The sequence below is a fragment of the Fimbriimonadaceae bacterium genome, assembly GCA_019638775.1.
Classification (GTDB): domain Bacteria; phylum Armatimonadota; class Fimbriimonadia; order Fimbriimonadales; family Fimbriimonadaceae; genus JAHBTD01.
In genome coordinates this window covers 1-13,726 of the sequence record JAHBTD010000009.1, presented here as the reverse complement: position 1 = coordinate 13,726, position 13,726 = coordinate 1, and the positions used below count along the sequence as shown (strand labels likewise).

At 59.9% G+C, this 13,726-nt stretch carries 18 protein-coding genes; 5 read left to right on the top strand and 13 right to left on the bottom strand.

Annotated features, from left to right (window positions below; translation table 11 throughout):
* Position 1 precedes the first annotated feature (1 nt).
* The 5 genes from KF784_16620 to KF784_16600 all read right to left on the bottom strand — a co-directional run bounded on the left by KF784_16620 (position 2) and on the right by KF784_16600 (position 3,832).
* On the bottom strand, positions 2 to 1,246 hold the full coding sequence (locus KF784_16620; protein MBX3120684.1) for an ABC transporter substrate-binding protein: 1,245 nt from the start codon (positions 1,244 to 1,246) through the stop codon (positions 2 to 4).
* 20 nt (positions 1,247 to 1,266) lie between these two features.
* A complete protein-coding gene (locus KF784_16615) occupies positions 1,267 to 1,887 on the bottom strand; it encodes a pyridoxamine 5'-phosphate oxidase family protein (GenBank protein MBX3120683.1) in 621 nt (206 codons plus the stop codon).
* A gap of 70 nt (positions 1,888 to 1,957) precedes the next feature.
* A complete protein-coding gene (locus KF784_16610) occupies positions 1,958 to 2,332 on the bottom strand; it encodes a DsrE family protein (protein ID MBX3120682.1) in 375 nt (124 codons plus the stop codon).
* Positions 2,333 to 2,395: 63 nt separating this feature from the next.
* Complete coding sequence (locus KF784_16605) at positions 2,396 to 3,199, bottom strand: cysteine hydrolase (GenBank protein MBX3120681.1); 804 nt, start codon at positions 3,197 to 3,199, stop codon at positions 2,396 to 2,398.
* A 63-nt stretch (positions 3,200 to 3,262) separates the two neighbouring features.
* Entirely contained in the window at positions 3,263 to 3,832 is a 570-nt protein-coding gene (locus KF784_16600) for a carboxymuconolactone decarboxylase family protein (protein ID MBX3120680.1), read from the bottom strand.
* 208 nt (positions 3,833 to 4,040) lie between these two features.
* On the opposite strand from KF784_16600, the gene KF784_16595 reads away from it, so the two are divergent.
* Positions 4,041 to 5,627 carry a sigma 54-interacting transcriptional regulator gene (locus KF784_16595; GenBank protein ID MBX3120679.1) on the top strand — a complete coding sequence of 529 codons (1,587 nt, stop codon included), beginning with the start codon at positions 4,041 to 4,043 and terminating at the stop codon, positions 5,625 to 5,627.
* A gap of 427 nt (positions 5,628 to 6,054) precedes the next feature.
* The gene (locus KF784_16590) at positions 6,055 to 7,356 is read left to right on the top strand and encodes an outer membrane beta-barrel protein (GenBank protein MBX3120678.1); all 1,302 of its coding nucleotides are present in this window, start codon (positions 6,055 to 6,057) and stop codon (positions 7,354 to 7,356) included.
* Positions 7,357 to 7,703: 347 nt separating this feature from the next.
* On the opposite strand, the gene KF784_16585 is transcribed toward KF784_16590, so the two are convergent.
* Together KF784_16585 and KF784_16580 are read right to left on the bottom strand one after the other, a co-directional pair.
* Positions 7,704 to 8,198, bottom strand: coding sequence for a cytochrome c (locus KF784_16585; protein MBX3120677.1), 495 nt, complete (start codon positions 8,196 to 8,198; stop codon positions 7,704 to 7,706).
* A gap of 195 nt (positions 8,199 to 8,393) precedes the next feature.
* On the bottom strand, positions 8,394 to 8,723 hold the full coding sequence (locus KF784_16580) for a helix-turn-helix transcriptional regulator (GenBank protein ID MBX3120676.1): 330 nt from the start codon (positions 8,721 to 8,723) through the stop codon (positions 8,394 to 8,396).
* A gap of 135 nt (positions 8,724 to 8,858) precedes the next feature.
* On the opposite strand from KF784_16580, the gene KF784_16575 reads away from it, so the two are divergent.
* Positions 8,859 to 9,626 (top strand): SDR family oxidoreductase, encoded by a 768-nt coding sequence (locus tag KF784_16575; GenBank protein MBX3120675.1) that lies wholly within the window; start codon positions 8,859 to 8,861, stop codon positions 9,624 to 9,626.
* 90 nt (positions 9,627 to 9,716) lie between these two features.
* On the opposite strand, the gene KF784_16570 is transcribed toward KF784_16575, so the two are convergent.
* The 3 genes from KF784_16570 to KF784_16560 form a co-directional block, all read right to left on the bottom strand.
* Positions 9,717 to 10,280: a carboxymuconolactone decarboxylase family protein gene (locus KF784_16570; GenBank protein MBX3120674.1), complete on the bottom strand. Its 564-nt coding sequence runs from the start codon at positions 10,278 to 10,280 to the stop codon at positions 9,717 to 9,719.
* 34 nt (positions 10,281 to 10,314) lie between these two features.
* The gene (locus tag KF784_16565) at positions 10,315 to 10,536 is read right to left on the bottom strand and encodes a 4-oxalocrotonate tautomerase family protein (protein ID MBX3120673.1); all 222 of its coding nucleotides are present in this window, start codon (positions 10,534 to 10,536) and stop codon (positions 10,315 to 10,317) included.
* Between the two features lie 130 nt (positions 10,537 to 10,666).
* Entirely contained in the window at positions 10,667 to 10,879 is a 213-nt protein-coding gene (locus tag KF784_16560; protein ID MBX3120672.1) for a hypothetical protein, read from the bottom strand.
* A gap of 246 nt (positions 10,880 to 11,125) precedes the next feature.
* Here KF784_16560 and KF784_16555 point away from each other — a divergent pair, with 246 nt between their 5' ends.
* On the top strand, positions 11,126 to 11,482 hold the full coding sequence (locus KF784_16555; protein MBX3120671.1) for a DsrE family protein: 357 nt from the start codon (positions 11,126 to 11,128) through the stop codon (positions 11,480 to 11,482).
* Positions 11,483 to 11,593: 111 nt separating this feature from the next.
* Positions 11,594 to 11,971, top strand: a complete 378-nt coding sequence (locus KF784_16550) for a hypothetical protein (GenBank protein MBX3120670.1) — start codon at positions 11,594 to 11,596, stop codon at positions 11,969 to 11,971.
* Between the two features lie 65 nt (positions 11,972 to 12,036).
* Here KF784_16550 and KF784_16545 read toward each other — a convergent pair whose 3' ends face one another.
* Genes KF784_16545 through KF784_16535 form a run of 3 tightly spaced genes read right to left on the bottom strand, consistent with a single transcriptional unit; the run spans position 12,037 to position 13,406 of the window.
* Positions 12,037 to 12,573, bottom strand: coding sequence for a hypothetical protein (locus tag KF784_16545; GenBank protein MBX3120669.1), 537 nt, complete (start codon positions 12,571 to 12,573; stop codon positions 12,037 to 12,039).
* Complete coding sequence (locus KF784_16540) at positions 12,570 to 12,965, bottom strand: carboxymuconolactone decarboxylase family protein (GenBank protein ID MBX3120668.1); 396 nt, start codon at positions 12,963 to 12,965, stop codon at positions 12,570 to 12,572. The genes KF784_16545 and KF784_16540 overlap by 4 nt, the downstream gene beginning before the upstream one ends.
* Before the next feature lie 3 nt (positions 12,966 to 12,968).
* On the bottom strand, positions 12,969 to 13,406 hold the full coding sequence (locus KF784_16535) for a heavy metal-responsive transcriptional regulator (protein MBX3120667.1): 438 nt from the start codon (positions 13,404 to 13,406) through the stop codon (positions 12,969 to 12,971).
* Between the last annotated feature and the right edge of the window lie 320 nt (positions 13,407 to 13,726).

Below are 13,726 nucleotides of genomic sequence, written 5' to 3'. Positions count from 1 at the left end.
TTCAGGTCAACCCACAACCCGACCGGTCGGGCACGCTCGCAACCGCCTCTCCCCCTACCGTGGCCAGCAGCTGGTAGTGGCCCAATCCCAATTCCTTCCCGTAGGCTTTCCCTACCAACACGTCTTGCACATGCAGGTGATCCGACGCACGGAAATAGGAGCGCCCTTCCTTCAGGCCGTCGAAGGCATGCCCCTCCAACGTCTTGATGAGCGCCTGTGTGTCGGTCGTTCCTGCCCGTTGCATCGCCTCCAGGATTTGCGTCATGGCGGCGTAACCGTGATAGCACCGCGAGGTCGGTGTGTGGTGGTATTTGTCGATCACGCCTTGAATGAACCGTCGCGAGCTCTCGGACTTGACCTTCGGGTCCCAGATCAGGCCCCAGATTCCGGCGTGATCCGCATAGCCCAGCGGCCGGCCGATTTGTTCGCCGCCGATCATGCCCCCCACGCCGATCTGCGCTGCGGCCAACTGCAGCTTGGCATAAGCTTTCAGCGCGTGGACGAGGTCCCAGCCGTAGAGGTTGAGCACGATGAAGGTCGGCTTGGCTCGCACCGCCCGTGTGAATGCCGGGACAAAGTCCGTCGTGCCGAAAGACGCCACAGTATCGCCGAGGATCTCGGCCCCGTGGGCCACGAGTGCGTCGGTCATGGCGGTACGTGCGGAAGCGCCGTCCACCGTATCGGCCGTGACCATGTAGCACCTGGTCCCATAGGTCTTGACCAGGTGCGGGGCCACCGCTGTTGCGAGCATGTCGGCGGTCGGCATGAACACGAAGGTGTGCGAGTTGCACGCGGCCCCCGTTAACTCGGGAACATGTGCGCCGGTCACCATGAACAACCGGTTCTCCCGCTTGGCCACCTCCGCGATCGCCATTGCGACGTCTCCGTTGAAGGTGCCCATGAGCACATCCACACGGTCGTCCATGATCAACTTCCGAGCCGTCCGTACTCCGATGTCCACCTTGGATGCATCGTCGGCCTCGACAAGGACCACCGGACGGCCCAGTACACCGCCGGCTGTATTGAAGCGATCCACCGCGACCGTCGCGCCGTGCACGTCGTGGATCGAAGACGTCTTATAGGGGCCCGACAGCGGATCGATGATGCCGATCTTGATCGGTTCCGCGGCATGGGCGATCCGCCTCGACCGGGAGAACCCTGGCGAGCCGTCCAGACCTCCGAGTGCGACCGCGCCGCCTATTGCGACGGCGAATTTCAGGAAGTGTCGACGCGATATGTGTGACATCAATGGTCTCTCCTCTCCGTTCAGATCGACAGGATGCGCTTCTCTCCCTGGAGCGATCGAAGCTGTGCTTCCAGCTCGGCAATACGGGATTTCAACGGCCCAACTACCTCCTCCACCTCGCCGATGGAATAGCGGGGCGTGATGTACTTCGGGCAGTTCCAGTCGTAGGACACCACATCGATGAACAGAATCCGTTCCACCTTCGCGCGCACGTCCAGCGAGGCAAGTTGCGCCACGAGTTCCGGTTGGGATCGCGCATCTTCGATCCGGCCATGGCCGAACACCTTCAAACGCGCCCGATTCGCGTAATCCATCAGAAACAGCGCCACGCGATCGTTCGCCAGGAGATTCCCCGTGCTCAGCAGTTGGCGATTGCCTCGATAATCCGCAAACGCCAGCCTGGATGGGCTCAGCACACGCAAGAATCCCGCGGACCCGCCGCGATGTTGAAGGTACGGCCATCCGCTCTCACTCACGGTGCCCAGGTAGAAACTGTCTCGGGTCGTGATGAACTCCATCTCCGCCTCGCCGAGCGGATCACGCTCAGGCGACTCGGCGATCGTCGCGGCATGGCCGTAATACTGCTGCTGTGCCCGTCGCACGGACTCCGTCAGCGCCAGGTCCAAATATTTCATCGCCATTGTGCCGTCCTCCGTATGACCGGCGTGCAACCCACAGGCGTTGCACGCCGTCATTCACATCATCCCGCTCTCAGAACACCACCACATGCCATCCGTCGGCCAGGTACCGCCTGAGACTCAACAGGCCGGCCGTGCCCGGTAAGGCGTTATCGTTCACGCTCTTCACGCCGCAGGACCGCACACTGTCCGTTGCCCCGAAGACCTCGGCACAGGCACAGGATGCGCCCTGCACCACATCGCGCACCGACTGATACAGCCCGTTGGCCGGATGCGTCAGCTTGGTCAGCTCAGCCGGCCATCGCGTCCCCGGGCCATTGAACACTACGGCCACCTCGTCGCCCTGTTGCTTGGATTCGGCAGCCAAGGCGAGGGCATTGAACACTCGCCCCAAGGCTTCCTCTGCCCCGCCTTTCGGGTCGGATAGGATAACGATTGCAGTTTTCACGGTCATTCCTCCTTGTCACAGATTGTCGGTCATCGATGCATCGCACGGTCCACGTCCGAGGGATTACTTGAGTGAGGCCAGCGTCTTCACCGCCTGCGCCGTACTCCACACGTCGCTCGCCATCATGCGAACATTCACGAAGGCGGCTTCATAGCCGTCGAATCCCGGCAGCTTGGCGGCCGCCGTCGCATCCGTCACCACCACCACCTCGAAGCCCTGTTCGAGTAGCTCGCGCAGATGCGACTCGGTGCAGAGATTGGCAGACATGCCGGCCAGGATCACCTGGCTGATGTCGGCCTTGCGCAGCTGCAGGATGAGATCGTTCGACTCGGGCCCGAACACCTTGTGCGGGCTGGTCACGACTGTCCGGCCGTCTTCGATATAGGGTTTGTAGCGGTCGAGCCAATCGGCACCGGACCCCGCAAACCCCTCCTGGGTCAACGCTGCTTTCCGGTCGAACATGCCGATCTTGTGCATCAGCACTTCGAGCGCGCCGCCGAAGGTCCACCGGTGGTCGTGCGGATAGTAATAGTGCGGGCTGACGAAGACCGGCACATCGGCGGCCTTGGCGACCTTGAACAGGTCTTCGAGATGTTCCACCGTGTGGTTTTCCTGCACGCTCTGTCCGACCACACCCCAGGCCACGCCGGTTGGGCTCAGAAAGTCGTTCTGCGGATCCGTCACGACCACCGCCACCCGGCCCTTCTTGGGTCGTAACCCAGGCCGGGGAATCGGCGCATCCTCTCGCGGACCCGCATAATGCGACACCGTCGGTTTCTGCTCCTGCTCCCCTGCCGATGAGATGAGCGGAGACGTGAGAATCACGATGGCAAGCGACGCAACGATCGATCGACTGCTGATCTTCATGATGGCACCCTTTCTCCTAAATTGATGACGAGAGTCTCGTGAACCGACGCATTCCTTCCCCGCCTAGCGACAGCCGCAGGAAGACGTGCCGCACCCCTCTGCGATCGTGACCTCAGGAAAGTCGATGACCGTCCCGGCGATGTGATTGAGGTAATTGCTGAAGGTGTTCAGCGCGACCTGCGCCACCGTCTCGACGATATCCCCGTCGGTCAACCCCGCACGGCGCGCGTCATCGAGGCCCTCCGCCCCCAGCTCACCCCGCTGCGTCACCATGCGCTGCGCCAGCTTGAGGATGGCCTCCGTGCGCGGATCGGTCGCATGGGCCTGTCGAGCTTCGGCGAGATCCTGCTGCGTCAGTCCCAATTTGCCGCCGATGAACGAGTGTGCGCTGAGGCAGTAGGCGCATTCGTTGGCCTGGGCAACCGTAAGGGCGATCTGCTCGCGAACCTTCGGACCCAACTGCCCATCCGCCAGCGCAGCACTGAAATTGAGATACCCTTGAAGCGCAGCGGGCGCGTTGCCCAACACGCGAAACAGGTTCGGCACGACGCCGAGTTTTCGCTGCACGCCATCGAACAGGGTTTTCGTCTGGCCCGTTGCGGTCTGAGGATCGAGTTGTGCAATGCGATTCATACTGCCTCCTTGGGTTGATTGGGTGACCCGCGCCACATGCGCGATTGCACACCTGCCTGAGCAGATGCCGTGCCATGCGGATCAAGAGACTCAAGTCACTGAAATATCTGCGTTATCATGCAATGAACTCTCACGCCCCACACTACGACTATTCGTGATCTACGATTTATCATTGCAACGATGAACGATATTTCGTAGAGTCTCGCACATGAATCCGCATCAGCTCCCGCAGGTCATGGTAGTGACGGCTCGTCAAGCCACGCTGCAAGAAGTCCTGCGAACGATCACCGAAGGCATCGCGCAATGCCCCAACACCGTCCTGACTCGCATCTGGCTCGCGATCCCCAACCAATCGTGCCCCGTGTGCCGGGGAGAAGAAGACCCCGCAGACAGCGCGAAGGCTCTGCACCTCGTCGCCAGCGCCGGCGTGCCGCAAGACTCGCACGTCGATTACAGCCGCATCGACGGCGCCTTTCACCGCTGTCTGATCGGTGAGCGCAAGATCGGTCGTGTCGCCTTAAACGGAGAAGCCCTCTGGATCGCCGGCGTCCGTGGCGATGAAGAATGGATCGCCGACTCGGGCTGGGTTGCACGCGAGGGCATTCAGACGTTCGCGGCCCAGCCGCTGATCTTTCGAGGAGAGACGCTTGGCGTGCTGGCGCTGTTCGACCGCGGCCGGCTGGATGCGGAAGCGTTCGAATGGCTACGTATGTTCGCCGACTACGCGGCGGTGAGCATTGCGAACGCCCGCGCGCGCGAGGAGATCGACCTGCTGCGCGCGCGCCTCGAAGAAGAAAATCTCTACCTCCGCGAAGAAGTCACGGCGGCGCTCGGCATGGGAGAGTTTGTCGGAGAGAGTCAGGCGCTCCAGCACGTGCTGCGGCAGGTGCACCTCGTGGCCCCGACCGACGCGGCGGCCCTGATCACCGGAGAGAGCGGCACGGGCAAGGAGTTGGTGGCCCGGGCCATCCATGACCGGAGTCCGCGAAAGAGCCGGGCCATGATCAAAGTGAATTGCAGCGCCGTCCCGGATGCGCTGTTCGAAAGCGAGTTCTTCGGTCACGCAAAAGGCGCCTTCACCGGCGCCCTGTCGGATCGTCCCGGCCGTTTCGAGCTGGCGGACCGCGGCACGCTGTTCCTCGACGAAATCGGGGAAGTGCCCCTGCCCATGCAAGCCAAATTATTGCGCGTGCTGCAAGAAGGCGAATTCGAGCGCGTCGGAGAAACCAAGACGCGCAAGGTGGACGTGCGAATCGTGGCCGCGACAAACCGGGACTTGAAGCGAGAGGTGGAGGCCGGCCGCTTCCGGGAAGATCTGTTCTACCGCCTCAGCGTGTTCCCGATCCATATTCCCCCGCTCAGGGAGCGTCGCGAGGACATTCCTGCGCTGGCGCGGCATTTCATCGCCAGGAGCGCCCAACGGCTGAATCGCCGCACCCCGCGTTTGACGCCGGCCGTCTCCAACCTTCTGGTCGGTCACGATTGGCCGGGCAATGTCCGAGAACTTCAGAACGTCGTGGAACGCGCGGTGATTCTCGCCCAAGGCGGGCCCTTGCACATCCAACTCCAACCATCTCAGCGATCGATGTCGATCACCGCCTCTCACTCGACGCCGGAATCGCCACGGCCGGCGACCAGGGACGACCTGAGACGCCAGGAACGGGAGAACATCGTCCATGCGCTCGGCTTGACCAAGGGAAAACTCTTCGGCGCGGATGGCGCGGCGGCATTGCTGGGCATGAAGCCGACCACACTCGCGTCGCGCATCAAGGCATTGGGAATCACGCGACGCTAGGGCGATTCTCCCGCAGCCTTCTCCCATCGCGCCTCGTGGGCGCAGGTCTTGGGTATCCGACTCGGCCACCGCTCGATCCATACGACGGTTCAAGAAACGTGCTTTATAGAGGTGCTGCTTGCGCATGAATGGTAAGCTTCCCCTAATTTGAGACACGCAAAAGGATAATCTTCTGGCAGAATAGACCGCCTAGCCCAGAGGTTTCCATGCGCCAGTCGAAGACCACCGAGACGCAGATCGTCAACATCCTGCAAGAGGCCGGTGCGAGTTGCCCGGTCAACAAGATCCGGCGACGGCACGACATCCGCTCCTCGGCGCACTACAATTGGTTCGGGCTCGATACGGGGAGAGGGGTAACACCCTTGGCGGCCCCCGCTCGGTTTGGATCACGCCCCAGCGTCCTATCACACCCGGTTCATCATATGCTGTGTTATCGAAAATCGGATCTCCAAGTTGCAAGACCCGCTACCTTCATCAAACCATTCAAACATTGGCCTTTGTGATCACCATACCCGCTGCTCCAGCCAACGGCTCCTGGGTGACCCGGACCTCCATATGGATCTGGGCGCTCTGTACCGCGCTGTACACTTCGATCGCGTTGCCGGCGTTAGCCGATGAGCCGTGCGCCTCCCTCTCCTGCACGTCCCCGGATGGCTGGCAGTATGGAGCCTACCTCGATGTCAGCTATCCGCTGAACTTCAATTTCCCTGAGAACCATCTCTGGCGAAACCGCTCCACCGTGCCACGCCATAACGAACTCAGCCCGAATATGGCCATGGCCTATGTGCGTAAGGCGGCGGCTCCCGGTGCTGAATGGGGCATGGAATTGGCGGTGCAAGGCGGCTATGACTCACGGGAGTTCGCGTTCCTCCCGGGCGAGCCGAAACTTTCCGGTGCCGACACGCTGCGCCATGTCGGCCTCGCGAACGTGTCGTACTGGGTCCCGAAAGGTGACGGCCTCACGTTGACCGCGGGCCTGTTCAGTAGTTTTCTCGGCTCCGAAAGTCTCTACGCAAAGGACAACGTCCATTACACACGGGCTTGGACCTCGGACTACAGCCCCTATCAGATGTTCGGCGTCAATGCGGTCTACCGCATGAACAAGAACGTGACGCTTTCTGGATTCATCGTGAACGGCTATGCCCATCTGTCCCGGCCAAACGATCACCCCAGTTATGGCTTTCAACTGACGTTCACGCCGCTGCCATGCGTGACAATTAGTCATACACTCTATGCCGGACCGGACCAGCAGCGAACTGATCTCGATTTTTGGCGGTACTATCTGAGCAATGTCATGAAGTGGGAAGACCGGAAGTTCTTCGTCACCCTAACCTATGATGTGGGTACGGAAAATATCGCCGATCGGCCTGGCGCCCCGCGTGCATTCGTGATGGGTGGGAATGCCAGCATCGGCTGGAAATTCGCGTCCAGTGCGTATGCGGCAATCCGGCCGGAATTCTACTGGGACCGCAACGGGCAATGGACGGGCAGCGAACAATTCGTGCAGGCCATGACGACCACGCTGGACTACGCGCCGTTCTCTGATCGCGGGCCACGCGTCTTCAGCAAGACTCACGTGCGGCTTGAGTACCGATGGGACGACTCGACAGGGGTCAACGGCGGGTTCTTCAGACGAGGCGACATCTCGCCGGGTGTGCCGGGCCTGACCGGCTCCCAACACCTGATCGTCCTCGGCCTCTTATGGACCTTCGACCGAGAGTCATCGTAACCAAGGCGAACCACCGGGATGCGATCTAGCGGCAGGGTTTAGTAGAGGAAACCAGTGGGTCCGGCTTTTTATGCGATGACTGTGAGCGGCAAGGACAACTCCTGCAATCGGGCCGAAAGTCTGCCTGCGGCGACGCGGTTCAGTGAATGGGTGGATTCGATGACGGACATGCGGGCTATGCCGTGCGAATGTCACAGAACAATGTGCGATGTCGAGAACCGAGCTTGATAGAAGAGAGCGGGCCGGAAAGGGCTACGGAGGGATCTGCCAACAGAATGGAACCAGATTCCTGCACGACACCGTTTCTCCTTTGACCCAGGATTACAGTGAGAGGGTCCGGTTGCGTTCTAATGACGGTGCTCAACTCCTCCTTCGGATCGAAAGTTCGGAAACGTCGATGTGGCATATGTCGAATGACAGGCAACACAGGTATCCAGCAGCCGGGAGAAGTGAAACGAGACGGCCTCGGCGTCCGTGGCCTTGGCCGCGTGGGCAAGCTTCTCGGCTCTCAAATGAAACGCTTCATCGAAGGCCTTGAATTGTTCGGGGAGCTGTTCGAGGTCGTGCCTCTGGGTTGTCGTGAGTGTCTGCTCAAGCACGTAGCTGTTCCGCATGGCCATGGCGGAGTCGGCGATGCCGTCCCAGTTCGCGATCGGTAGCGCCCCCGCAATGCGCTGCGTGCCAAGCAGAAGCTCCCTCATCTCTGCCTGAAACAGCTGCTGAAGGTCCGGGGACATGTTGAGGCTAGGGGTCGGTGCCGACTGCTCCGCCGGCAGAAGCCTCGGCGTCACAAAGATCACGATGGCGAGGCCGAGAATGAGCGCGACCGTTAGTAATTTCATGCCTTAATCTCCCTTAGCTGGGCCTCGCGCAAACCTTAGCGGCGCGCTTGGCGTCTCAGCACCCTTGGCATTCTTCCATGTTCAGGAATCACGACCCCCTCAACGATGCACGCAACAATTCGGCCGGCTGCTCGTGAGTCCGCCTATTCTGGCCCGACACCATCGCCCCGAACGCGCCCTCCGCCGGCAAACCCCTTAGAGCTCTGCGGCAATGTCATCTTGCAACTGCTCGAGCGCATCCAGAATGCGGATAAACTTCCTGCCGAACGGAGTGACCGCATATTCCACGCGGGGAGGAATTTCGTTATAGGCGATGCGTTCAATGATGCCGAACGCCACGTTCTTGCGCAGACACTCGTTAAGCACTTTAGTCGTCAGCCCCTCGACGCTGCGCACCATCTCACCCGGCCGATTGATCCCGTTCGCCAACAGTCGATAGACCGTCAGCGACCATTTACACCCGTAGATCGTTTCGACCATTCTGGCGCTCCGCTCCGGAGCCGATTGCCGGGAGATTTGTTTCACGCGTGGGCTCTTCAAGATAGACCGATTGGTACCTACCGCACCGGCTTGTGCCTGCTGTCGGCGCGCCGCGAATCTTCGTAGACTGCGTCTGTGTGTTCTGTTTGGTTTACCATAACTCAAGAAGGAGGTCATCCGATGCAACCCGTCGATCAACCCATCGCGCTCATTGTTGGAGGGTCCAGTGGAATCGGTCGTGCCACGGCGCAACTATTACTCGAGCGAGCCATTCCAACCGTGATTGTCGCCAACCGATCGTCCAAACTGGAGCAAGCCAAAAGCGAACTGGCCTCGTTCGGTCCGGTGGACTCGTTTCAAGCGAACTTGTCTGAGCCGAAAGATGTGCAGCGCCTGATCGCATTCATCGGCAATCACGACCGCCACATCAAGTACGTGGTGAACGCCGCGGGCTATTTCAAGCCGACGCCGTTTCTCGATCATACCGGCGAAGACTACGATACGTATCTGGATCTGAACCGGGCCCTCTTTTTCATCTCGCAAGCCGTCGCCAAGAATATGGCGGCCAACGGCGGCGGCTCCATCGTGCATATTGGGTCGATGTGGGCGCAACAGGCCATTAAAGCGACGCCGTCCTCCGCCTATTCGATGGCAAAGGCCGGCTTGCACGCGCTGACGCAGCATATGGCGATGGAACTGGCCGCCCACAAGATTCGTGTCAACGCGGTGTCGCCGGCCGTGGTCAAGACGCCGATCTATGGAGCCTTCATCGACCCACCCCACATCGACGCCACGTTGTCCACCTTCGACAGTTTTCACCCGATCGGCCGGATCGGCACGGCGGAGGATGTCGGTCGAACCATCGCATTCCTATTGAGCGACGACGCGCAATGGGTGACCGGTGCGGTGTGGGATGTTGACGGCGGCGTGATGGCCGGACGGAATTAGCGCCCCCTCGCAAATGCCCTTGGCCTAGGGGGCCCAGCCCGTGGAGGCACAGGCCCTCTAGTCCGATCTCCGCGCCGCGTGGGGTCCCCCTCAGCCGACGGTCGCAGCCGACGATTTCCACGCCTGCGCGGCAAACTGCGGATCGAGCGGCGTGTGGGCAATGTGATTCACATAATTGCTCAACGTCTTGAGCGCGACGATCGTCAACACATCCAAGACATGACGCTGGGTATAGCCGGCCGCCGCGGCCTGCTCCAGCTCACCCTCCGGTACCCAGCCGCGATGACGCAGGACGGACAGGACTAGTGTGCGCAGCGCATCGAGCTTCCTGTCGGGCAAGGGATGTTGATCCCGTAACGCGGCGAGCACATCTTCCGGCATACGGACCATTGTCGCGACCACGGAGTGGGCCCCCACGCAGTAGGCACAATTATTGACGGCACTGACGGTCAAGGTCACCACCTGCTGCTCCACCGGGGACAGTGCGCTCTGTTCAAGTGCCTTGTTGATGGCCGCATAGGCCTGCACCGCCGTGGGAGACTCTGCGAGGACACCGAATAGATTCGGCAGAAACCCGTATTTCTTCACCGTGCTATCCAATGTCGCGCGCGAGGCATCCGGAGCCGACTCTGTTGTATGCACTTGAAACTTCATCTGAGCCCTCCTTGTCGTCATCGAGATGTGATGGTTATCGGCCTTGTGCGGCCATCTTCCTCAGAGCCTCCGTGGTCACAGGTGTTCCGCCGACGCCCCATTGGCCGGACGGCACCTCTTCAAGGATGACCCAGGTCACGGATCGCAACCCCTCTCCTTCCACGGACACGATTGCGTCCGTGACCTTCCGAATCAGCTCGGCCTTCTGCTCCGCGCTGAGATACCCGCTGAGTCCTTTCAATTGTGCAAGCGGCATGACTTTTCTCCTCTCCTTCCTCGTCCTTCGAGAACCGGTGATACTACCAATCGATACCTCCTACTGCCCCTGCGCCGCGTCGCACCCTCCCCGTGCGAAGAACCGGACCGCCATGAGCAGACTCCTGACACTACGCCGCGGCCACGCTCGGCATTCGAGGATACTCGGCGATGAGACGAACGCTCGCCTCTACCGGCCGCCTCCTGTTTGCAAGAATTGTCGCATCGACGACATCGCCGCAGAGCAGACACCGATACCCGCTCGCACAGAGCTCGCTGTCCGTTCCTCGCAGATCGCACATCTGCTCGCTGACCATCAGACCATCGCACCGTGTGCAGGTCATGTCGCACCTCCTTGTGAGTGACTCGTGTTGTCGCATGCTGTCGCGATCCTACTCGCCGTTCCGTCATCTATCTGTAAGGCACCTCACCAGTGAGAAAAGAACGCCGCGCGCTGTGCGTTTGTAATCCAGACCACAGATGTGCCGTGGAGTGGCCGGTAGAGTGGGGCTCGTGAACACCTATTGTTGCCGCTTCTGTCCGAGAGAACGAGACAATGCGGTTCTACTGTCTTCTGAAAGGAGTGCAGCATGTCCAAAGTTGCGATCGTGGTATTGGCCGACACCGACACCCATGAAGGATTGGGACGCGTAGTGAACGCGATGGAGGCCGTCAAAGAATTCAAAGACGCCCATGACGACGTGCAACTGATTTTCGACGGGGCCGGGCCGAAATGGATCCCCGAGTTGGAAAAGCCCGATCACATGGCCCACGGGCTCTATGTGGCGGTGAAAGACCGCATCGGCGGGGCGTGCGACTTTTGCGCCGGAGCTTTCGGTGTGAAGGACAAAGTCGTGGCCTGCGGCGTCAAACTGGCCGGCGAGTACGACGGCCATCCCAGCTTCAAGAAGCTCGTGTCTCAGGGGTACCAGGTCATTACATTCTAATGCGGTAGACCAGCGGACATCCGGTCGGCGCTATCGATCCAGCCGGGTGTCCGCTCCTTATCAGTGCTCACCGACACACGGCTGATCCCAGTCGTCAGAAGGAATTCAGGCATGAGAAACCCATTACGATTTTTCATGGAATTGATGGAGCAGCCCGTATGGGTCTCCCTCTGGGTGCTGTTTCTCATGCTCGTCAACATGGCGAGTCTGGCCTTCTGGCAGGAAACGGTCGCCCAGCTCATCTTCATGAATTTTCTCGCGAGCGCGATGCTGATGATGGGGCTCTATGCGCGATATGGATTCACCAAGATCCTTGGGCTCGGCCACTTCCCATGGATCCCGCTGCTGGCCTATGTCGTGATCACCATTCCCACTGCTGAAGCGACTTTCAAACAGTATTTGCTATTCTTGTCCGTCTCAATGGCAGTGTCCCTGGTGCTCGATACCATCGATGTCTGGAGTTATTTCAGAAACCTGGCGCGCCACTAAGAACCATTAGTACGCCGTCTGGCTGGCTCATCGGTTGTCTATCGGTACTGCAGGATCAAGGATTCTCAATAGACGAGTATCCGGTCCGCTGCCTCGAACAGCTCCACCATCTTGGCCAGTGGAACGGGCGTGACCGAATCGGCGACTCGCGCCGGATCGATGTTGTAGAGCAACATCATTGTCCGGTTCCCGTAGATTTCGACGCCCATCTTCTTGAGGACGTCGAAATACTCACCGTAGCGGTGTGGGACCTGCTCGATCGGGACGCCCATCTGTTCGGAAAGGCTCTGTCGTTCCCGCTCCGGCAAGCCCGCGCAGTCCAGCGCCGTTGTCTCAGCCCCGATGAGCGTCCTGAACCATCCGAAGCCTTTTGTCACCGAGGTGATGGCGCTGGCATCAACCAGAACCGTGACCCTGTGCCCCGCCCTGACCGCTGCCCAGGCAACATTCGGCACCGCGCAGATCTGCGCATCATCCAGCGCGAGCGACGTTTTCACGTGGATCAGAATGTTGGCTGCAGATGCCTGCTGAATCCCAAAGCCGGCGCTCCCTATCAGCCACACGCACATCGCCACGATCATATAGCTGGTTCGTCGGTTCATCGTGTCGCCTCCTCATCGGTCTGGGTCGTTGTCCGGTGATCGCAGCAGCCGGATGTCGTGGAGCGCGAGCCATGATCGAGACACGCTTTGTACAAGGCATAGGCCTTGAGCGCCCATTCTTCGCCGGGACAGCCTTGCATGGTCATCGCCACTTCCAAGAATTCAATCAACTCGTCCTGCGAGACTCCCTTGTCGATGGCCCTCTGCACATAGGCATGGATACAGGGTTCGCACCGAATGGCGATGGAGATCGCCATGGCCGTTAACAGCTTGAACTTGGCGGGAACGACGCCATCGCGATACGCGTCCTGCCGCATGCGCAGCAACCCTCCTGTTACCTTCGGACTGAGACGACGCAATTCGGCAAACAGACTGTCTCGTTGTGAAGACATCGGTTATGTCCGTTTCTTCGCTCGGACGGTCACTCTGTGCTGTTTCTCCAAATGACTCACAATCCGGCACTGCTCGATCGTTTGACCGGCTCGACACGTGCGAATCAGGCTGCGCAACGCTCGGGCCCACGTCTGTAACTCCTTGATCCTCGCTTCGATGTCCCGGAGTTTATCTTGCGTGGTTCGCCGGATGTCTCCACAGCGAGTCCCGGTCTTGAACCGCAGACTGAGCAACTCGCCGATCTCTCGAAGCGTGAACCCCAGCCCCTGCGCGTGCTTGATAAATCGGATCCGGGCTTGGGCCTCCTCGTCGTACAGGCGATACCCTGAGGGTCGGCGGCCTTGGGGGTAGAGGAGTTTTCGTCTTTCGTAGTAGCGAATCGTTTGCACGTGAACACCGGCCGACTGTGCAAGCTGCCCGATTGTCTGTTGGGATGTCATCGTTACTCCGTTGAAAGATGCTACACCCTATACTAGGGTATCGAGTCAAGGGGGCACGAGTCCCTCATGCCACAACATCGTCCGTATGAATTCTTCTGGCTACTCGACTGCTCACCGGCATCCACCCGCTCGAGGCGGGGCACCAAGATCACTGTAAGCTGGCTTACAGAAGCTGCAGGCCTCTTATTGCTATGTCGTATCGAGATATCAATCTATGTCAAAAAACACGATTGACCTCCGATGGGAAGGTTGATACATAGACGCATCTCGATACGTTCATCTCAACGGAGACGTTATGTCCATCAAGGAAATCACAGAAC

Coding starts and splice junctions, on each gene's coding strand:
- KF784_16550 (MBX3120670.1), top strand. CDS start 11,594: ATGAGAAACCCATTACGATTTTTCATGGAATTGATGGAGCAGCCCGTA.
- KF784_16615 (MBX3120683.1), bottom strand. CDS start 1,887: ATGGCGATGAAATATTTGGACCTGGCGCTGACGGAGTCCGTGCGACGG.
- KF784_16555 (MBX3120671.1), top strand. CDS start 11,126: ATGTCCAAAGTTGCGATCGTGGTATTGGCCGACACCGACACCCATGAA.
- KF784_16605 (MBX3120681.1), bottom strand. CDS start 3,199: ATGAAGATCAGCAGTCGATCGATCGTTGCGTCGCTTGCCATCGTGATT.
- KF784_16570 (MBX3120674.1), bottom strand. CDS start 10,280: ATGAAGTTTCAAGTGCATACAACAGAGTCGGCTCCGGATGCCTCGCGC.
- KF784_16595 (MBX3120679.1), top strand. CDS start 4,041: ATGAATCCGCATCAGCTCCCGCAGGTCATGGTAGTGACGGCTCGTCAA.
- KF784_16575 (MBX3120675.1), top strand. CDS start 8,859: ATGCAACCCGTCGATCAACCCATCGCGCTCATTGTTGGAGGGTCCAGT.
- KF784_16535 (MBX3120667.1), bottom strand. CDS start 13,406: ATGACATCCCAACAGACAATCGGGCAGCTTGCACAGTCGGCCGGTGTT.
- KF784_16585 (MBX3120677.1), bottom strand. CDS start 8,198: ATGAAATTACTAACGGTCGCGCTCATTCTCGGCCTCGCCATCGTGATC.
- KF784_16600 (MBX3120680.1), bottom strand. CDS start 3,832: ATGAATCGCATTGCACAACTCGATCCTCAGACCGCAACGGGCCAGACG.
- KF784_16565 (MBX3120673.1), bottom strand. CDS start 10,536: ATGCCGCTTGCACAATTGAAAGGACTCAGCGGGTATCTCAGCGCGGAG.
- KF784_16560 (MBX3120672.1), bottom strand. CDS start 10,879: ATGACCTGCACACGGTGCGATGGTCTGATGGTCAGCGAGCAGATGTGC.
- KF784_16620 (MBX3120684.1), bottom strand. CDS start 1,246: ATGTCACACATATCGCGTCGACACTTCCTGAAATTCGCCGTCGCAATA.
- KF784_16545 (MBX3120669.1), bottom strand. CDS start 12,573: ATGAACCGACGAACCAGCTATATGATCGTGGCGATGTGCGTGTGGCTG.
- KF784_16540 (MBX3120668.1), bottom strand. CDS start 12,965: ATGTCTTCACAACGAGACAGTCTGTTTGCCGAATTGCGTCGTCTCAGT.